This is a genomic window from Aestuariivirga sp. (assembly GCF_965227715.1).
Taxonomy (GTDB): Bacteria; Pseudomonadota; Alphaproteobacteria; order Rhizobiales; family Aestuariivirgaceae; genus Aestuariivirga.
The window spans coordinates 3996797-4014077 of record NZ_OZ245771.1; the positions used below are offsets into that span (position 1 = coordinate 3996797).

General features: G+C 63.0%; 22 protein-coding genes and 1 tRNA gene. 18 read left to right on the top strand and 5 right to left on the bottom strand.

Annotated features, from left to right (window positions below; all coding sequences use genetic code 11):
• The first annotated feature begins 150 nt into the window (after positions 1-150).
• The 6 genes from nrdR (at position 151) to ACO06F_RS18985 (ending at position 4478) form a co-directional block, all read left to right on the top strand.
• The gene (nrdR, locus tag ACO06F_RS18960; RefSeq protein WP_421694289.1) at positions 151-630 is read left to right on the top strand and encodes a transcriptional regulator NrdR; all 480 of its coding nucleotides are present in this window, start codon (positions 151-153) and stop codon (positions 628-630) included.
• A 13-nt stretch (positions 631-643) separates the two neighbouring features.
• A complete protein-coding gene (gene ribD, locus ACO06F_RS18965) occupies positions 644-1618 on the top strand; it encodes a bifunctional diaminohydroxyphosphoribosylaminopyrimidine deaminase/5-amino-6-(5-phosphoribosylamino)uracil reductase RibD (RefSeq protein WP_421696723.1) in 975 nt (324 codons plus the stop codon).
• 91 nt (positions 1619-1709) lie between these two features.
• Positions 1710-2303, top strand: coding sequence for a riboflavin synthase (locus tag ACO06F_RS18970; protein WP_421694290.1), 594 nt, complete (start codon positions 1710-1712; stop codon positions 2301-2303).
• Positions 2300-2794: a 6,7-dimethyl-8-ribityllumazine synthase gene (ribH, locus tag ACO06F_RS18975; RefSeq protein ID WP_421694291.1), complete on the top strand. Its 495-nt coding sequence runs from the start codon at positions 2300-2302 to the stop codon at positions 2792-2794. Before ACO06F_RS18970 ends, ribH begins: the two co-directional genes overlap by 4 nt.
• Entirely contained in the window at positions 2791-3270 is a 480-nt protein-coding gene (gene nusB, locus ACO06F_RS18980) for a transcription antitermination factor NusB (RefSeq protein ID WP_421694292.1), read from the top strand. Before ribH ends, nusB begins: the two co-directional genes overlap by 4 nt.
• Positions 3267-4478: an MFS transporter gene (locus ACO06F_RS18985; RefSeq protein WP_421694293.1), complete on the top strand. Its 1212-nt coding sequence runs from the start codon at positions 3267-3269 to the stop codon at positions 4476-4478. The genes nusB and ACO06F_RS18985 overlap by 4 nt, the downstream gene beginning before the upstream one ends.
• On the opposite strand, the gene ACO06F_RS18990 is transcribed toward ACO06F_RS18985, so the two are convergent.
• Positions 4466-5533: a hypothetical protein gene (locus ACO06F_RS18990; protein WP_421694294.1), complete on the bottom strand. Its 1068-nt coding sequence runs from the start codon at positions 5531-5533 to the stop codon at positions 4466-4468. The genes ACO06F_RS18985 and ACO06F_RS18990 overlap by 13 nt on opposite strands.
• A 201-nt stretch (positions 5534-5734) precedes the next feature.
• Between ACO06F_RS18990 and ACO06F_RS18995 the strand changes: the two genes are divergently transcribed.
• The 3 genes from ACO06F_RS18995 (at position 5735) to ACO06F_RS19005 (ending at position 9583) form a co-directional block, all read left to right on the top strand.
• Positions 5735-7834, top strand: a complete 2100-nt coding sequence (locus ACO06F_RS18995; RefSeq protein ID WP_421694295.1) for a sodium-translocating pyrophosphatase — start codon at positions 5735-5737, stop codon at positions 7832-7834.
• 71 nt (positions 7835-7905) lie between these two features.
• Positions 7906-8802: an ROK family protein gene (locus ACO06F_RS19000; RefSeq protein ID WP_421694296.1), complete on the top strand. Its 897-nt coding sequence runs from the start codon at positions 7906-7908 to the stop codon at positions 8800-8802.
• Position 8803: 1 nt separating this feature from the next.
• Positions 8804-9583 carry an inositol monophosphatase family protein gene (locus ACO06F_RS19005; protein WP_421694297.1) on the top strand — a complete coding sequence of 260 codons (780 nt, stop codon included), beginning with the start codon at positions 8804-8806 and terminating at the stop codon, positions 9581-9583.
• A 9-nt stretch (positions 9584-9592) separates the two neighbouring features.
• Here ACO06F_RS19005 and ACO06F_RS19010 read toward each other — a convergent pair whose 3' ends face one another.
• Complete coding sequence (locus tag ACO06F_RS19010; protein ID WP_421694298.1) at positions 9593-10726, bottom strand: amidohydrolase/deacetylase family metallohydrolase; 1134 nt, start codon at positions 10724-10726, stop codon at positions 9593-9595.
• An 18-nt stretch (positions 10727-10744) separates the two neighbouring features.
• A complete protein-coding gene (locus tag ACO06F_RS19015) occupies positions 10745-11215 on the bottom strand; it encodes an outer membrane protein assembly factor BamE (RefSeq protein ID WP_421694299.1) in 471 nt (156 codons plus the stop codon).
• Positions 11216-11356: 141 nt separating this feature from the next.
• On the opposite strand from ACO06F_RS19015, the gene ACO06F_RS19020 reads away from it, so the two are divergent.
• The 7 genes from ACO06F_RS19020 to ACO06F_RS19050 all read left to right on the top strand — a co-directional run bounded on the left by ACO06F_RS19020 (position 11357) and on the right by ACO06F_RS19050 (position 15628).
• Positions 11357-11812, top strand: coding sequence for a ubiquinol-cytochrome C chaperone family protein (locus ACO06F_RS19020; RefSeq protein ID WP_421694300.1), 456 nt, complete (start codon positions 11357-11359; stop codon positions 11810-11812).
• The gene (locus ACO06F_RS19025; protein WP_421694301.1) at positions 11809-12321 is read left to right on the top strand and encodes a YceD family protein; all 513 of its coding nucleotides are present in this window, start codon (positions 11809-11811) and stop codon (positions 12319-12321) included. Before ACO06F_RS19020 ends, ACO06F_RS19025 begins: the two co-directional genes overlap by 4 nt.
• Positions 12322-12477: 156 nt before the next feature.
• A complete protein-coding gene (plsX, locus tag ACO06F_RS19030) occupies positions 12478-13515 on the top strand; it encodes a phosphate acyltransferase PlsX (protein ID WP_421696724.1) in 1038 nt (345 codons plus the stop codon).
• The gene (locus ACO06F_RS19035; protein ID WP_421694302.1) at positions 13512-14504 is read left to right on the top strand and encodes a beta-ketoacyl-ACP synthase III; all 993 of its coding nucleotides are present in this window, start codon (positions 13512-13514) and stop codon (positions 14502-14504) included. The genes plsX and ACO06F_RS19035 overlap by 4 nt, the downstream gene beginning before the upstream one ends.
• Positions 14505-14598: 94 nt before the next feature.
• Positions 14599-14913 carry an integration host factor subunit alpha gene (locus ACO06F_RS19040; RefSeq protein ID WP_421694303.1) on the top strand — a complete coding sequence of 105 codons (315 nt, stop codon included), beginning with the start codon at positions 14599-14601 and terminating at the stop codon, positions 14911-14913.
• Between the two features lie 37 nt (positions 14914-14950).
• Positions 14951-15493 (top strand): MerR family transcriptional regulator, encoded by a 543-nt coding sequence (locus tag ACO06F_RS19045; RefSeq protein ID WP_421694304.1) that lies wholly within the window; start codon positions 14951-14953, stop codon positions 15491-15493.
• 58 nt (positions 15494-15551) lie between these two features.
• Positions 15552-15628, top strand: a tRNA-Pro gene (locus tag ACO06F_RS19050).
• Positions 15629-15680: 52 nt separating this feature from the next.
• Here ACO06F_RS19050 and ACO06F_RS19055 read toward each other — a convergent pair.
• Positions 15681-15848 (bottom strand): hypothetical protein, encoded by a 168-nt coding sequence (locus tag ACO06F_RS19055; RefSeq protein ID WP_421694305.1) that lies wholly within the window; start codon positions 15846-15848, stop codon positions 15681-15683.
• A 276-nt stretch (positions 15849-16124) separates the two neighbouring features.
• On the opposite strand from ACO06F_RS19055, the gene ACO06F_RS19060 reads away from it, so the two are divergent.
• A complete protein-coding gene (locus ACO06F_RS19060) occupies positions 16125-16475 on the top strand; it encodes a hypothetical protein (protein WP_421694306.1) in 351 nt (116 codons plus the stop codon).
• A 103-nt stretch (positions 16476-16578) separates the two neighbouring features.
• A complete protein-coding gene (locus tag ACO06F_RS19065; protein WP_421694307.1) occupies positions 16579-16962 on the top strand; it encodes a hypothetical protein in 384 nt (127 codons plus the stop codon).
• Between the two features lie 20 nt (positions 16963-16982).
• Here the strand turns inward: ACO06F_RS19065 and ACO06F_RS19070 are convergent, their stop codons facing one another.
• The gene (locus ACO06F_RS19070) at positions 16983-17186 is read right to left on the bottom strand and encodes a DUF2842 domain-containing protein (protein ID WP_421694308.1); all 204 of its coding nucleotides are present in this window, start codon (positions 17184-17186) and stop codon (positions 16983-16985) included.
• Positions 17187-17281 lie beyond the last annotated feature (95 nt).

Sequence of the window (17281 nt, forward strand, 5' to 3'; positions counted from 1 at the left end):
GCCCGGCTGGCTGTCCTTGCCAATGAGGAGATCAGAGCATGGCGCAGGTCCGGCAGGCGGTTGACGGGGAGGACGGGCGGGGCACCCCTTGACCCGCCGCAACCTGTCCCCCAAGACATGGTGGAATCACATCACCCGAGTCACCATCCCTTGCGCTGTCCCTTTTGCTCCAACGAAGAAACCCAGGTGAAGGACAGCCGTCCGACCGAGGACGGCACGGCGATCCGCCGCAGGCGCTATTGCCCGGATTGTTCGGGCCGCTTCACCACCTTCGAGCGGGTGCAGCTGCGGGAGCTGATGGTGGTCAAGAAGTCCGGCCGTCGCGTGCCCTTCGACCGGGACAAGCTGATGCGCTCAATCCAGGTGGCGCTGAGGAAGCGCCCCGTGGACCCTGAGCGGGTGGAGCGCATGGTCTCCGGCATCGTCCGCCGCCTTGAAAGCCTGGGCGAAAGCGAAATCCGTTCGGATACGGTCGGAAAGCTCGTCATGGAGGCTCTCAAAATGCTCGATGACGTGGCCTATGTCCGCTTCGCGTCAGTTTATAAGAACTTCCGCGAAGCCAAGGATTTTGAAGAGCTTTTGGGCGAGCTCTCGGGCGAGGACGACAACGGCGAAACCGGTGACAACTGACGATTCCCGCTGGATGGATTATGCGCTGCGCTTGGGCCGCCGCGCGCTGGGCACCACCGCAGAAAACCCCAATGTCGGCTGCGTGATCGTCAGGGACGGCAGGCTGCTCGGCCTGGGCTGGACCCAGCCTGGCGGACGCCCCCATGCCGAAACGCAAGCGCTCCGGATGGCGGGAGAGGCCGCACGCGGCGCCACGGCCTATGTGACGCTCGAACCCTGCGCCCATCACGGACGAACCGGACCCTGCGCCGAGGCTCTCGTCCAAGCCGGGATCGCCCGCGTCGTGACCGCGATCGAGGATCCGGACCCGCGTGTCTCGGGCGGCGGACACGCGATTCTGAAGCGGGCCGGTGTGACCGTCCAAACCGGGCTCGGCGCGGAGGTGGCCAGGCGGGACATGGCGGGCTTCCTCACACGCATCACGAAGCATCGCCCGGAAGTCATTCTGAAGATGGCCTTTTCTGCCGATGGCAAAATCGCAGGCGGAATTGGCCAGCGCACCGCGATTTCAGGCGCAGAGGCCCGCGCCCGCGTGCATCTGCTGCGCGCCCAATGCGATGCGATTCTCGTGGGCATGGGCACGGTGCGCGCTGATGACCCCGAACTCACCTGCCGTCTTCCCGGCCTTTCGCAGCGTTCGCCCGTTCCCTTCGTGCTCAGCCGCCATGGCAGCCTGCCGCCAGGCTCACACCTCGCCCGGCGCGGGGCCGAAGTGCTGCGGAGCAGCGTGCCGGAGGTGCTGGCGGAGTTGGGCGGGCGCGGCATCAACCGCCTCATGGTCGAAGGCGGCGCTAGGGTGGCGCGAAGCTTCCTTGAGGCGGGCCTTGTCGATCAGTTTCACCTCATCCGTTCCGCCGTCACGCTCGGGCCGCAGGGGGTCGACGGTCTGGCGGGCCTGCCACTCGATCAGGCATTGCAGCCATTCAACGTGCTGGAGCAGGAAATGCTTGGGGCGGACCTGCTGACGGTCTATGAAGCGCGAAACTAACGGACTTCCCTTCTCCCATTGCATCGCAACAGGAGAAAGGACTTAACGGCAGCCGCATGGGACGAGCGCGGCAGGGAAACAGTAGATCAATATGTTCACCGGCATCATCACCGATATCGGCACTGTGCGTGCCGTCAGAAAGTCGGGCGACACGCGCTTTGAGATCGGCACATCCTATGACCTCGGCACCGTGGATCTGGGCGCCTCGATCTCCTGCAACGGCTGCTGTCTGACGGTGGTCGAGAAGGGGAGCGGCTGGTTCGCCATTCAGGCCTCTGCCGAAACCCTGTCCAAGACCACGCTGGGAGGCTGGGCCGAAGGTACCCGCATCAACCTCGAACGTGCGCTGAAGATCGGCGACGAGCTTGGCGGGCACATCGTCTCGGGGCATGTGGACGGGCTGGGGGAAATCGTCTCGATCACGCCGGAAGGCGAGTCCAAGCGCTTCCGCATCCGGGTTCCTCATGAGATCGCCCGGTTCATCGCGCCCAAGGGCTCCGTGGCAGCTGACGGCACGTCGCTCACCGTCAATGAAGTCGAGGGAAATATCTTCGGCGTCAACATCATTCCCCACACCCAGGCCGTCACCACCTGGGGCACCATGGTGGAGGCTCAACGGCTCAACATTGAAATCGACATGCTGGCGCGCTATGTGGCGCGCCTCACCGAGTATCAACCGTCATGAAAATCGATAAGACCCATGCGCCTGCCGAGCAGACGCGCGCTCACATCCTGATCCTCGAGGCCCGCTTCTATGGCGACCTCTGTGACGAACTCTGCCGCGGCGCCATTGCCGCAATCGAGAGGGCCGGCGCCAGCTGGGAGCGGATTGCCGTTCCGGGTGCGCTGGAGCTTCCCGGTGCCATCGCCATTGCCCATGAAACCGGCCTCTACCATGGCTATGTTGCGCTGGGCTGCGTGCTGCGGGGCGAGACCACACATTATGACATTGTGTCAAATGAGAGCGCGCGGGGCATCATGGAACTCACCCTCGAAGGCCTGTGCATCGGCAACGGCATTCTGACCTGCGAGAACGAGGCCCAAGCCTGGGCCCGGGCCAAGGTGGACGACATGGACAAGGGCGGCGGTGCGGCGGAAGCGGCCCTCACCATGATCCGGTTTCAGCGCGGCATGGGCCGTAAGGCCGTGGGCCTTGATGTGAAGGCCAGCTCGTGAGCGCCAACGACAATAATAAGTATCCGCGCGAGCGCCGCTCAGCCGCGCGGCTTGGCGCCGTTCAGGCGCTTTATCAGATGGACCTGTCAGGCTCGGATGTGGGCGAAACGCTGGCCCAGTTCTCGGCCCGTGTTTCTGGCGAAAATTTCGAGGACGGCCAATGCGGCGAGGCGGATTACCGCCACCTGCGCGACGTGGTCGATGGCGTGGTGCGCGAGCAGACGTCGATTGACCCTGCCGTCGACCAGTTGCTGGACAAGGCCTGGCCGCTGCACCGGCTCGATTCCACCGTGCGCGCGATCCTGCGCGCCGGTGCCTATGAGCTGATGTTCATGGACCGCGTTCCGGCGCGCGTTGCCATCAGCGAATATGTGGATGTGGCGGATGCCTTCTTCGGCATGGAGGAACCGCGGTTCGTCAACGGCGTGCTGAACCAGCTTGCCCGCCAGAAGCGCCCGCAGGAATTCACCGCGTGACGGTTGCCGCCGCCGGCTTTGATGACGTCAAGGCCCGCCGCAACGCCATCGTCCTTGCCAGCGCGCAATCGCTCTATGGCGCAGTCACGACGGCGGTTGTCGTCACCGCGGGGCTCGTGGGATCGCAGCTTGCCCCCAGCGCGTCCTGGGCCACCTTGCCCATGTCGATGATGATCGTCGGCACCGCTCTCACCACCTTCCCGATTTCGATGATGATGCGGCGCGTTGGCCGCCGGACAGGATTCGTGCTCTGTGCGCTCGGTGGTGCTGCCGGGGCGCTGCTCGGCACCTATGCGATCTTTCAGAGAAGCTTCGGGCTGTTTCTGATCGGCTGCCTGATGTTGGGGATCTACCAGGCCTCGGCGTCCTACTACCGCTTTGCGGCGGCAGATACGGCAAGCCCGGTGTTCCGGCCCAAGGCCATTTCCTGGGTGATGACGGGTGGCATCGTGGCCGCGCTGGTTGGTACGCTGGTGGTGATGGCAACCGTCGATCTCTTCGCACCCGTCACCTTCGCGGGCACCTGGGCCGTCATGGCCGTGCTGGCGCTCGCAGGTGCTGCGATCCTCACCCGCGTCGACATTCCGCTGACGCAGAAACATGATGCGCCATCCGGCCGCCCGCTCAGCGTCATCGCCCGGCAGCCGCGCTATATCGTGGCGGCTCTCACCGCCATGCTGGCCTATGGCATCATGGTGCTGGTGATGACGGCGACGCCCGTCGCCATGCTGGGCTGCGGCTTCTCGGTGAAGGATTCGAGCTGGGTCATCCAGTGGCACGCGCTGGCCATGTTCGTGCCGAGCTTCTTCACCGGCAGTCTCATCGCGCGCTATGGAGCGGAGAAAATCTCAGCCGTTGGCATGGCGCTTCTGATCGGCTCGGCGGTCTCAGGCATTCTGGGTATTCACTTCGAGAACTTCGCCGTTGGCCTCATCCTGCTGGGCCTGGGTTGGAACTTCGGCTTCCTCGGCGGCACGACGATGCTGACCGAAACCTATCATCCGGAGGAGCGCAACAAGGCGCAGGGGCTGAACGATCTTCTGGTTTTCGTCACCACCGCCATCACCTCGCTGAGTGCCGGAAAGCTGCTGGCGGGCTTCGGCTGGGCGGGCGTCAATTACGCCGTTTTCCCCATGGTGGTTCTGGCACTCGTCATGATCGTCTGGCTGGCGCGGCACCCCTACTCGCGCGGGGTTCAGCCCAGCTGAAGCCGGGGCGGGGGCGCAGGCCAGATCCAGCGGCCGATGCGCCGGCCGAGGCGTTCGGCCGCAAATGCAAGGCCCACCACCCAGAGCAGAGCCGACAGCGTCCAGGCCGTCGCGGTGCCGAGAAGGCTCGCGGCGGTAAAGGCGGCGCCACCCAGCACCATCACGCCACGGGTTGCCTTGCCGAAGCGGTTCGACAGCCGGGCGAGCACGCCCAGCTCCTGCGCCGATTTCGCCGTAGCGAGGGCCGCCACCGTGGTGCGGTAGCCGGCATTCTGGCCCAGCGTTGCCACATCCGTGCCGAGGCCCTTGAGCGTGGCCGCAGCGCCCGGCTTCACCAGCCGTGCCGATGCTGCCCGTGCGCCTGCAACATCGAGCCTGGCAAGGGACGTGCCAACGAGCCGCATCGCCTCCCCGTCGAGTGCGCTGGCGGCAACGGCACCTGCCTCCCGCGCCAGTGCGGGGGAAAGGCGCCCGGCGCGCTTCACCGCCTTCAGCGTGCTGACCCCCGCCCGCTCGGGCAGGGCCAGCCCCACTGTTGCCACCGTCGCGGCAGTCAATCCGAGGCCTACCGTGGCAAGCCCGATCAGCAGGGGGTCCACTTCCCCGCCACTCACATAAATCGCGGCCTGATTATAGAGATCGCGCACATCTCCCACGCCGGTGAGGTCCGCAGCGACGGCACCTGCAAGGGCTGCCTCATTGGGCGCATTGCCCGAGAGGAAGCCATTCCAGGCATCGGCACCGATCCGGCCGGATGCTTCGTCCTCGGCCGCGGTGATCCGTGCGGTGAGTTCGGCGGGGAGGGGCGCACCACGCTCCGCGGCCAAGGCCGCGATGCTGGCGGCGAGATCCTCGTCTTTGGCAAACAGCGCCTCTTCGGCGGCTTCGCGATAGTCTTCAGCGGTGCGGCGGGCGAGCAGGTATTCAGCGGCCGCCACGGGGTCGCGGGGTCCGGTGAGGAGCTTTGCGGCCGCCAGCCCGCGTGGAAGGAGGGTCAAGCCCAAGGCTGCCAAAGCCAGCAAACACAGCACGCCCAGCAGCCAAACCTTCATCATGCCTCCGTCCCGATCACCGCTGCGACTTTAGCAAGCAAAATCGCCGGATTTAGGGCGGCAACGGACGTTTCCGGGCCAGTTTTCTGTCATTGCGCATATCGCATTGATGCGGCATAAGTTTTCGACTTTCAGGGCAGGGATAAAACGGATGATTCCGTCAACGGGGCTCTGGGAAAACGCAAATGAACACAAGGGTTTAACATGACCACTGCACTCTGGCTGATCGTGCTCGCAGGCGCGCTCTCCATCGTGTACGGCATCGTGACGACGCGCAGCCTCATGGCCGCGGACGCCGGCTCGGCCCGTATGCAGGAAATTTCCGCTGCCGTGCGCGAAGGCGCACAGGCCTATCTCAACCGCCAGTACACGACCATCGGCATCGTCGGGGTGGTGATCTTCGTGATCGCCTGGCTGCTGCTCGGCCAATGGTCCGCGATTGGCTTTGCCATCGGCGCCATCCTGTCCGGCCTCGCCGGCTTCATCGGCATGAACGTCTCGGTGCGCGCCAATGTGCGGGTCGCCCAGGCGGCCACCAAGTCGCTGGCCGGCGGCCTGGACCTCGCTTTCAAGGCAGGCGCCGTCACGGGCCTTCTGGTCGCGGGGCTGGGGCTTCTCGGCGTCACCCTCTATTTCGGCTTCCTCAAGGACTCGATGGGCTTTGATGCGACGAGCCGCACGGTGATCGATGCGCTGGTGTCGCTCTCCTTCGGCGCCTCGCTGATCTCGATCTTCGCGCGTCTGGGCGGCGGCATCTTCACCAAGGGCGCTGACGTGGGTGGCGACATGGTGGGCAAGGTCGAAGCGGGCATTCCTGAAGATGATCCCCGGAACCCCGCCACGATTGCGGACAATGTGGGCGACAATGTCGGCGACTGTGCCGGCATGGCGGCCGACCTGTTCGAAACCTATGTGGTGACGACGGTTGCCACCATGGTCCTTGCAGCCATCGCACTTCCCGAAGCCTTCAAGCTCGCCGGCATGGTGCTGCCGCTTGCAATCGGCGGCGCCTGCGTGGTGACCTCCATCATCGGCACCTATTTCGTCAAGCTCGGACCTTCCAACAACATCATGGGCGCGCTCTACAAGGGCGTGATTGCGACGGGCGTTCTCTCGCTCGTGGCGCTTCTGCCGGTGATCTACCTGGTGTTCGGCGGCCTGTCCGTCGACCTGGGCGGCTTCACCCCGATGAGCCTGTTCTGGTGCGGTGTGGTGGGCCTGCTCATCACCGCTGCAATCATCTATATCACTGAATACTACACGGCCACCGGCAAGCGCCCGGTGAACTCGATCGCCGAAGCCTCGATCACCGGTCACGGCACCAACGTGATCCAGGGCCTCGCGGTCTCGATGGAGGCGACGGCCCTTCCGGCACTCGTCATCATCGCCGGCATCATCGTCACCTATCTGCTGGCAGGCCTGTTCGGCACGGCGGTGGCCGTCACCACCATGCTGGCGCTCGCCGGCATGATCGTGGCGCTCGACGCGTTCGGACCCGTGACGGACAATGCCGGCGGCATTGCCGAAATGGCGGGCCTTCCCAAGGAAGTGCGCCACAACACCGACGCGCTGGACGCTGTGGGCAACACGACCAAGGCCGTGACCAAGGGCTATGCCATTGGCTCCGCGGGCCTGGGTGCGCTGGTGCTCTTCGCGGCCTACACGCAGGACCTCAAGACCTACTTTGCTGACGTTCCCGTGAGCTTCGATCTATCGAGCCCGTGGGTCGTCGTGGGCCTGCTGTTCGGCGGCCTGCTGCCCTACCTCTTCGGCGGCATGTCGATGACGGCGGTGGGCCGCGCGGCCCAGTCGGTCGTGGTCGAAGTGCGCCGTCAGTTCAAGGAGAAGCCCGGCATCATGCTGGGAACGGAAAAGCCTGACTACGGCCGCGCCGTGGACATGCTGACCAAGGCGGCGATCAAGGAAATGATCATTCCTTCGCTGCTGCCCGTGCTTTCGCCGATTGTCGTCTACTTCGTGATCAACGCCATTGCGGGCCAGGCCGCGGCTTTCTCTGCCGTGGGTGCCATGCTGATGGGCGTGATCGTGACCGGCCTCTTCGTCGCCATCTCGATGACGGCGGGCGGCGGTGCCTGGGACAATGCGAAGAAGTCCTTCGAGGATGGCTTCGTAGACTCGAAGGGCGTGAAGCACTTCAAGGGCTCCGAGGCGCACAAGGCATCGGTTACCGGTGATACCGTCGGCGATCCCTACAAGGATACGGCGGGCCCCGCCGTGAACCCGATGATCAAGATCACCAACATCGTGGCGCTCCTGTTGCTGGCCGTTCTCGCCAGCCACTAAGCGGCATCTTCGGCCCCGCCCGGAGCAATCCGGGCGGGGCTTTTTCATTCAACTTTCTGCAGACGTAGATCATGCTGATCGGAATTGATTGGGGCGGCACCAAGATCGAAGGTGTGGCGATGGAGCCGAACGGGCGCGAGCTGCTCCGGCTGCGCGAGGCGACGCCGCGCCATGATTATGATGGCTGCCTGAAAGCCATCCGCGCCATGGTCGATGCGCTGGAACAGAAGACGGCGCGCAGCGGCAAGGTTGGCATCGGCATTCCGGGCTCTCTCGAACCCAAGACCCGGCTCGGCAAGGGCGCCAGTTCCACCTGGATTCTAGGGAAGCCCGTGGAGGCCGACCTGCAGAAGGCGCTGGAACGCGATATCCGGGTGGAGAATGATGCGGATTGTTTCGCGGCCTCCGAAGCGGTGGATGGCGCCGGGGCCGGCCACAACGTCGTCTTCGCGGTGATTTTGGGTTCAGGCGTGGGGGCTGGCATTGCTGTCAACGGCCGCGCCCATCATGGGCCCAATAATTCAGGCGGCGAATGGGGCCACAATCCGCTGCCCTTCCCGGACATGACTGAAATTCCCGGCAAGCCCTGCTACTGCGGCCGGGTCGGCTGCATCGAGACATGGTGCTCCGGCCGCGCCTTCGAAGCTCAGTATGCGGAGCATAAAGGCGTTGAGCTGAAGGCGGCCCAGATCATGGAGTTGAAACGCGGCGGCGATCACCTCGCCAATCTTCTCTGGCGGCGCTACGTTGACCGGGTGGCGCGGGGGCTCGCCACCGTCGTCAACGCGCTGGACCCGGATGTGCTGGTGATGGGCGGCGGCATGTCCAATGTCGATGAGCTTTATGAAGATCTGCCCCCGGCCCTCGCGGCACGCACCTTCTCCACGGTGTTCCACACACCTATTTTGCGCAACAGACATGGCGACGCGAGCGGTGTTCGCGGTGCAGCCTGGCTCTGGAAGGATTGATATGTCTGTCGACGGACGATTTGAATTTGGACTCGCGCTCGTGCGCGAGGCGGGCGAGAAGGCACTCGGCTATTTCAACGCGCGCGATCAGCTCACGATCCAGAACAAGGGCCCGCAGGATCTCGCCAGCGAGGCAGACCTCAACACCGAGCTCCTCATCCGCGAACGCCTGGCCAAGGCCTATCCCGAGGATGCGTTCCTCGGCGAAGAAACCGCACCCACCACATACAGGGACGGGCAGGGAATTTGGGTCGTCGATCCGATCGACGGCACGCAGCCCTTCATTCTCGGAATGTCAAGCTGGTGCGTCTCGATCGGCTTCATGCAGGGCGGCGTCATTCAGTTCGGGATGGTCTATGCGCCGGCACGGGACGAGATGTTTGCGGGTGGCCGCAACATTGCCTCAACCCTCAACGGAAAGCCCATCCGGGTCACGTCAGCCACTTCGGTCAAGAACGGTCTGACCTATGCGGGCTATTCGCCCAAGAGCGGCCCACAGGATTTTCTGCCCGGCTTCACGCGGCTGCTCGAATCGGGCGGCATGTTCTTCCGCGATGGCTCGGGCGCGCTGGGTCTCTGCTATGTCGCGGCGGGCCGCCTGGTTGGCTTCTTCGAACCGCTCATCAAATCATGGGATGCGATGGGTGCGATTGCCGTGTGCGAAGGGGCAGGGGCCAAGGTGAGCGACTTTCTCAGCCATGACGGTCTGTTCAAGGGCAACAGTCTGATCGCGGCGACGCCTGCTGCCTATGCGGAAATCGAGAGGATCGTGAGCGGCTGAGGCGGGCGGCTACGCGGAACCGTGCCACCACTTGCCGGCAATCACCACGCCGCGCGAATTGATGCGCTGGCGGCCCTCAAGGTGCTCGCCAACAACATCCACATAGTCGTAGATCCCTTCATCGACCGAGAGGATTGTCGCGTCGCCCACGCTGCCGGGCTTCAGGCTTCCGAGCTCCGGCCGTTTCAGCGCGAAAGCTGCTGTTTCGGTCGAGGCCTTGATGACGTCGGGCAGGCTCATGCCCAGGCACAGGAACTTTGACATGGTGGTTACCTGGTCGAAGGCCGGGCCATTGATGCACAGCGCATGCACGTCAGATGAGATGGTATCCGGCTGAAAACCGTTGGCCAGCATGGCGCGCGCCGTCTTGAAGGCGAAGGAGCCCATGCCGTGGCCGATGTCGAACAAGACGCCGCGCTTTCTTGCAGCGAGCACGGCGGGCTTCACCGTGCCCTGCGCTGTTGCGGGCGAATTGGGGAAAGGGCGGAAGGCATGGGTCAGCACGTCCCCCGGCCTCAAGCGCTCGATCACCTCTTCATAGGAGGGTGGCGGATCGTCAATATGCGCCATCAGCGGAAGACCCGTTTCTTCCGCCACCTGCATGGCGATGCCGAGGGGGGCCACGCCCTGGTCTCCCGATGCATGCCGCCCCACGCGCACCTTGATGCCCACGATGACATCCCGGTTCTCATCCGCAACCTGGGCGGCGGTGACCGGGTCCATAAGGCGGATGTCCTCGCTCTCGCCCACCATCACCGTGTTGGAGAAGCCATAGATGCCGGCATGGCTCACATGCAGATAGGCGAGGATGCGAACGGCCGAGCGCTCAATCACATGGCGCCGGAAACCCATGAAATTGCCGGGGCCCGCTGAGCCCGTATCGACTGCTGTGGTGACGCCAGAGGTGCGGCAGAATTCTTCCGCATCAATGCCAAGCGAAGTACCGCCCCAGTAGACATGCGTGTGAAGATCAATCAGCCCCGGTGAAACGATACGCCCCGCCACATTGCGGATATCAGCGCCGGCAGAATCAAGGTTCTGGCCAATGGCGGCAACCTTGCCGCCGGCAAAGCCCACATCACAAACCGCATCAAGACCTTGGAACGGATCGATGACGCGGCCACCACGAAGAATCAGGTCCATGACCTGATATTGCGCGCATCACATCTTGCGGCCAAGCATCGGTCCGGTCTGGGTGCCCTTCGAGCTACGCAGAAGTGCAGAGATAATGGATGTATCTTCGCCATAAACGGGCGTGCGATCGCCGTTCACCTCGATCACGCGTCCGTCCTGCAGCCCATATTGAGCGAAGCTCTTCACCTGTCCGCCCTCGTCAAAGCGGATGGCAATCACCTGGCGGTCGGTTTCGGAGGTGAGGAAGGCCTTGCTCGTCATGGTAGAGGTTATGTAGTAATAGCTGTCGCCCTTGTACTGAACGGAGGCCGTGGTTGAGGGCGAGCCGAGTATTCCTTCAACCTCCATTTTCGTCATGCCGTTGGATATCTGGTTGAAGGCGCCAGGTTTGGCGACATAACCACGGTGATCAACTTCCGGTGAGCAGCCGGCGACAAACAGGGCGATGCCCGCTGCGGCCAAACATGTGGAGGCGAAACGTCTGTTCAAATTCAGCATAGGCCGCAATCTTGAATCCCCTCATCGGCATGAGCGTAGTAGAAACCGATCAACCCATATTCCGTTAGCCGCAATACGATGATCTTGAAACGACTTTTCCAGCGTTCTCCTGCCCCGGAACGCAGCAGTTACGAGGCAATTGTGGCTGCCGCGCGGCACCCCGCGTTCTACGCCCAATGGAATGTTCCGGACACGCTGGACGGCCGATTCGACATGATCACGCTGCACATGTTTTTGGTCCTCGACCGGCTGAAGGGCAAGGCAGAGGCCTTCCGCCAGGCGCTGGTCGACGAATTCTTCAGAGACATGGACCGCTCGTTGCGGGAGATGGGGGTGGGCGATCTGGGTGTTGGAAAAAGGGTGCGGAAGATGGCGGAAGTGCTCTATGGCCGCATCGCTGCCTATGACAAGGCCATGACGGGCCCCGATGACACGCTGATGCAGGTGATTGCGCGCAATGTCTTTGCGGATCAACCAGAGGCCATGGGCGCGGCCCATCTGGCAACCTATATGAGGGAGCAACGTGCCTACCTCGCAGGGCAGGAGGCTGACGCCATTGCCCGCGGTCACCTTCGATTCAAGGAGCTCGCCCCATGAAGCATCAAACGTCGCAGCTTGAGTTTTCCCGCCCCCTGCAGGTGGACCGGGTGCCGCGGCTGGGTTCGGTCGAAAAGCTTTCCGCCGAGCCGAAGGAACTGAAGGCTCTGGCCAAGCGCATGAAGCTTCCCGCACTCCACGCCCTTTCCGCCGAACTCAGGGCCACGCCCTGGCGCGGCGGCGGCCTGAAGGTCGAAGGCCACCTGACGGCCGATATCGAGCAGGTGTCCGTCATCAGCCTTGAAGCCTTCCGGGAGACCGTCTCCCTTCCGGTGTCGCGGTATTTTCTGCCGGCGGGGGCCGTCAACGACAATGACCAGGAGGACGACGCAGACCCCATCTCCAATGGCTGGGTCGACCTCGGCGAAGTCGTCGCCGAAATCCTGGCGCTTGATCTCGATCCCTATCCCCGGAAGCCCGGTGAGGCCTTCGAGGAGCATGTGGAGATCGAAGCGGAGCCAAAGCCGGAATCACCCTTTGCCGTATTGGCGCGCCGAAAGGGAGACTGACCTGCAGGTCACTTCGGCATCGCCTTTTTGGAATGACTTTCCCGGGGCAATCTCCTATTGCATCTGGTCACGCTTGGGCCGGTCGGCCGGGCGTGAGGGGATTTTATCGGCAACACCTTGACCACACACAAACATTTGACCATCGCACTGGATGCGATGGGTGGCGATCACGGACCCGATGTGGTGATTCCGGGTGCCGCCCTGTCGGTTCAGCGCCATCCCGAGCTCCGCTTTCTGCTGGTGGGTGACCGCGGCCGGATTGCGCCTCTCCTGGAGCGCCACACAAAGCTCAAGGACCGCTCTGAAATCGTGCATACGGATGTCTTCGTCACCATGGATGCGAAGCCCAGCCAGGCGCTCCGGCAGGGCCGCGGCAAAAGCAGCATGTGGATGGCAATCGATGCCGTGCGAACCGGCCGCGCCGACGCCGCGGTGTCGGCCGGCAATACTGGCGCACTCATGGCCATGGCACGCTTCATTTTGAAGACGCTGCCCGGCATCTCGCGCCCCGCCATCGCCGCCTTGTGGCCAACACTTCGCAGCGAAAGCGTGGTGCTTGACGTTGGCGCCACGATTGGCGCCGATGCCGCACAGCTCGTTGAATTCGCCGTCATGGGAGAAGCCATGGCGCGCTGTCTTCTGGGGCTCGAAAAACCAACTGTCGGTTTGCTCAATGTTGGTGTCGAAGAAATCAAAGGTGCCGAGCAGGTCAAGGAAGCGGGCCGCATCCTGCGCGGCTCCAAGCTGCCGATGGAATATGCGGGCTTCGTCGAAGGCGATGACATCGGCAAGGGCACGGTTGACGTGGTGGTGACCGAAGGCTTCACCGGCAACATTGCGCTGAAGACGGCGGAAGGAACCGCGAAGCAGCTGTCGAGCTATCTCCGCCTGTGCCTATCCCGCACGTTGATGTCCAAACTGGGCGCGGTTTTCGCTGCTGGCGCGTTCGAGGCACTGCGTGACAGGATGGACCCGCGCAAACACAATGGCGGCGTGTTCCTGGGGCTCAATGGCGTGGTTGTGAAAAGCCATGGCGGCACGGATGCGCTGGGTTATGCCACCGCGATCGACATCACCCTCGAAATTCTGCGCAATGATCTGGTGAGCAAGATCAAGGCTGATGTCGAGATCATGACCGGGCTTCTCAAGCAGCCGGACATCATGCAGGACAAGCAATCGGAACCTAGCCTATGAGTGACAAGTCAACGGGCGTTATCCGGTCCGTCATCGCCGGATGCGGGTCGGCACTTCCGCAACGCATCATGACCAATGCCGACATCAGCAAGATTGTCGATACCACGGATGAATGGATCGTCGAGCGCACCGGCATCAAGGCGCGTCACATCGCCGATGACAGCGAGACAACGCGCACGCTGGGCGTCGATGCCGCCCGCAAAGCGCTGGCCCATGCAGGCCTCGAGGCTGGCGATGTCGATCTCATCATCGTTGCCACGTCCACTCCCGACCAGACCTTTCCTGCAACCGCAACTTTGATCCAAGCCGATCTCGGCATCACCCGCGGTGCCGCCTTTGATGTCCAAGCCGTGTGCTCAGGCTTCGTCTATGCGCTGACCGTGGCGGATGCGATGATGAAGACAGGCCAGGCAAGTTGCGTGCTGGTCATTGGCTCTGAAACCTTTTCCCGTATCCTGGACTGGACGGACCGCACCACCTGCGTGCTGTTCGGCGATGGGGCAGGGGCCGTGGTGCTGAAGGCGGAAACCCACCCTGATTCGCAGCAGAGCCCCGGCATCCTCGTGACGCGAATCCACTCCGATGGGCGCTTTCACGATAAGCTCTATGTCGATGGCGGACCCTCGACCACCAAAACCGTAGGCCATTTGCGCATGGAAGGCCGTGAGGTGTTCAAGCATGCCGTGACCAACATTTCCGGCGTGATGGATGAAGTGATGAAAGAGGCACATGTCGCGCCAGCCGACGTGAACTGGTTCGTGCCGCACCAGGCCAACCGCCGCATTCTGGAAGGCACGGTCCGGAAACTCGGCATCCGCGAGGAGAGCATCGTCATGACGCTGGACCGCCATGGGAACACCTCGGCGGCGTCAATTCCGCTGGCCTTCGACGTGGCTGTGAAGGACGGACGTATCGCCAAGGGCGATCTGGTGCTGTTCGAGGCGATGGGCGGCGGCTTCACCTGGGGCGCGGTCCTCGCGCGCTATTGAAGCTTCTGCTGTAACCCCTTGAGTTACCCGATATTTCCTGTTGACCATCGGCTGGCTCCACCGTAGTTTCATAATCGTTGCAGGGGGCTTCCGTATGGCTGGCAAGACGCTGACCCGCGCCGATCTCAGTGAGGCTGTCCACCGGCAGATTGGTCTGTCGCGCAGCGAATCGGCCGATCTCGTAAAGAGCATGCTCGACATGATGTCCGATCACCTGGTTGAGGGTGAGACGGTCAAGCTCTCGTCATTCGGGACATTCATGGTGAGAAGCAAGAATGGCCGCGTGGGCCGCAACCCGAAGACGGGTGAGGAAGTGCCGATCACACCGCGCCGTGTGCTGGTGTTCCGCCCGAGCCAGGTGATGAAGAACGTCATCAATGGCCTGGAGCGCGGGTCCGACGAGGACTGACGTGGCGTGATCGCCGCATCCGGAGGAGGGGTGCAGCATGGTCGAAAAATCCCCTGACGCCTTTCGCACCATCAGCGAGGCCGCCGAAGAACTGGATGTGCCGCAACACGTGCTGCGCTTCTGGGAGACTCGCTTTTCCCAGATAAAGCCGATGAAGCGCGCGGGTGGCCGCCGCTATTACCGCCCCGCTGATGTGGAGTTGCTGAATGGCATCCGCAGTCTTCTCTACAAGGAAGGCTACACCATTCGCGGCGTGCAGAAGATCCTGAAAGAGGATGGCGCGGCCTATGTGGCAGGCGTGGGCCGTGGCGAGGTTGAGCCCCGCAAGCGCGAAGGTGAAATGGCCTCCGCGCCACCCCCCGGAATGGCCAAGGCCGCACCGCGTGTGGGCAAGGCGGGCCCTGGCGAAACGCCTGCCACGCCTCAGGCGCCGGCCTCCTCGGCACAACCGCTGCTGCCGCTTGGCGAAGTGAAAGTGGTGGTGAACCGCCTCTCCGAAAACCACGCAGACATGCTGCGTTCGGCGCTTCGTGACTTAGGCGATGCCAGGCGCATCCTCGATCCTGGCGCGCCGCGCTAAGGGGCGCTGAATTGCTCTTCCGCTTGTGGGAGAACAGTGCTAGAGCCTGCCACCGTGTCGGAGCGTAGCGCAGCCCGGTAGCGCACTATTCTGGGGGGATAGGGGTCGCTGGTTCGAATCCAGTCGCTCCGACCATTGAATTCAGGGGCCTGAGAGCAATCTCGGGCCCCGTTTTCTTAAGGGCCCTTCAATTCCCCGTCAGGGCGAGCACGAGAAGGCCTACGGCCCGTGTCAGTGGTTCGGCGGCAAGGGGAATGGTGAGAAGCAGCACAAGCGCCATGGCGGCGGCGATGACGGCATAGCCCACCGCATATCCGCCATCCTCATGGTCCGGAAGCCGGGTTGGCCCAGTCATCGCGATACTCTGTGCAAGTTCATGAAAACGGTTGTAGCGATAATTCCTCTGCAGGGCGGAAACAGGCAGGCAGCAATTTCTCGCTTTCCGGCAAGACTTCATTCACCCTCACCTGGGGGCAAGACAGCTGTTGAAAACCTTTGCGATTTTCTGCTAAAATTGGTGGCATCTGCTTACCATGACGCGAATCTGGCGCATGGAGGCCCAAGATTCCACGTGCTTTCGAGTGTTTAGCTAGGTAAAACTACCGAAAACCTGCAGAAGGACGCGTACAGCATGACAAGCGGAGTTGATCCACGTCTGGTCAGTTTTCTGCAAGGCGTGTTCGGTTTCACCGATACCCTGCGCGACATTGGCATGGATGGAGGGGTTTCAGTAACCCTCAACCGGGCCAGCGGACTGAAGCTCTTGCAATTGGTTGCAGGCGCGCGGGACGCGGGTGCTGAAGAGCGCTCCCAGAGCAATCGCCCCTGGAAAGATGGGCTGAACAGCCTGAGCATCGCAGGGCTCGTCTTCGAATGGCCGAAGCCGCCGGGCAGTGCGTCCCATCCGCTTCCCGCCAATGACAACAGCGGCGGCCACCTGCTGCGCTATGGCTTCGAGGAAGAAGCGCCTGCGCTGAAGTGAGAAAGCGCCAGGACGTAAACCGGCATTCCTCACCCTCGTCACTTTCTGCTGCGAAAAGCCTGAGCGTGCGGGCGCGGCAGGGGTCCGGGGAACAGAGGTATTTGTGGCCACACCCATTCTGAAAGTGCCCAGCCATGTGCTGGGCCGCACCGTGCTATTGGTTGAAGACGAATTGCTCGTCGCCTGGGACCTGGAACAGACACTGACGGCGGCTGGCATGCTGGTGCCGGCGTCTTCGGTGGCGAGCGCGCTGGACCTGATCAAATCCACCACACCGGATGCGGCGATCCTGGACCTCAACCTCCGTGGTGAACTGGTGACACCGGTTGCCCGCCGCCTGCGCGAGTTGGGCGTGCCTTTCGTGCTTTCGACCGCCTATAACCACCTGCGCAGCGAAGGCGAAGATGCCTTCCAGGGTGTTGAAAATCTTGGGAAGCCTCTGGCTTCAGGGCGCTGCCTGGAGGTTCTGGGCGAGATGCTGGCCTGAGTTGCAAGTCGAACTGGCGATCAGTCCGGCTTCAGCATCCAGCGGATGATGGCCATGACCACGGGAAGCCACAGAATTCCGGCGACGGCATAGAAGCCGAGTTCGATCGCCATGCCGCGCCCCACGGCAAGTTCTCCGCCCACCGCCATCATGACGAGTGCATAGACGATCATGAAAATGACGACGGCGGCCGTGCCAACGGCCTTACGGGTACGGATGGTCATGCCCGCTGGATAGGGTCTGACCCGGTGTGACGCAAGGTCCCGCCGCTGCGGCGCTTCATCACTTGAACCGGCAGGCCGGGGCACCGTAATGCGCC

Bases quoted from the DNA above. Each gene is read 5' to 3' on its own strand.
- ribD (WP_421696723.1), top strand. From the start codon at position 644: ATGGATTATGCGCTGCGCTTGGGCCGCCGCGCGCTGGGCACCACCGCA.
- ACO06F_RS18970 (WP_421694290.1), top strand. From the start codon at position 1,710: ATGTTCACCGGCATCATCACCGATATCGGCACTGTGCGTGCCGTCAGA.
- ribH (WP_421694291.1), top strand. From the start codon at position 2,300: ATGAAAATCGATAAGACCCATGCGCCTGCCGAGCAGACGCGCGCTCAC.
- ACO06F_RS18990 (WP_421694294.1), bottom strand. From the start codon at position 5,533: ATGATGAAGGTTTGGCTGCTGGGCGTGCTGTGTTTGCTGGCTTTGGCA.
- ACO06F_RS18995 (WP_421694295.1), top strand. From the start codon at position 5,735: ATGACCACTGCACTCTGGCTGATCGTGCTCGCAGGCGCGCTCTCCATC.
- ACO06F_RS19000 (WP_421694296.1), top strand. From the start codon at position 7,906: ATGCTGATCGGAATTGATTGGGGCGGCACCAAGATCGAAGGTGTGGCG.
- ACO06F_RS19005 (WP_421694297.1), top strand. From the start codon at position 8,804: ATGTCTGTCGACGGACGATTTGAATTTGGACTCGCGCTCGTGCGCGAG.
- ACO06F_RS19010 (WP_421694298.1), bottom strand. From the start codon at position 10,726: ATGGACCTGATTCTTCGTGGTGGCCGCGTCATCGATCCGTTCCAAGGT.
- ACO06F_RS19015 (WP_421694299.1), bottom strand. From the start codon at position 11,215: ATGCTGAATTTGAACAGACGTTTCGCCTCCACATGTTTGGCCGCAGCG.
- ACO06F_RS19025 (WP_421694301.1), top strand. From the start codon at position 11,809: ATGAAGCATCAAACGTCGCAGCTTGAGTTTTCCCGCCCCCTGCAGGTG.
- plsX (WP_421696724.1), top strand. From the start codon at position 12,478: ATGGGTGGCGATCACGGACCCGATGTGGTGATTCCGGGTGCCGCCCTG.
- ACO06F_RS19035 (WP_421694302.1), top strand. From the start codon at position 13,512: ATGAGTGACAAGTCAACGGGCGTTATCCGGTCCGTCATCGCCGGATGC.
- ACO06F_RS19040 (WP_421694303.1), top strand. From the start codon at position 14,599: ATGGCTGGCAAGACGCTGACCCGCGCCGATCTCAGTGAGGCTGTCCAC.
- ACO06F_RS19045 (WP_421694304.1), top strand. From the start codon at position 14,951: ATGGTCGAAAAATCCCCTGACGCCTTTCGCACCATCAGCGAGGCCGCC.
- ACO06F_RS19055 (WP_421694305.1), bottom strand. From the start codon at position 15,848: ATGACTGGGCCAACCCGGCTTCCGGACCATGAGGATGGCGGATATGCG.
- ACO06F_RS19060 (WP_421694306.1), top strand. From the start codon at position 16,125: ATGACAAGCGGAGTTGATCCACGTCTGGTCAGTTTTCTGCAAGGCGTG.
- ACO06F_RS19070 (WP_421694308.1), bottom strand. From the start codon at position 17,186: ATGACCATCCGTACCCGTAAGGCCGTTGGCACGGCCGCCGTCGTCATT.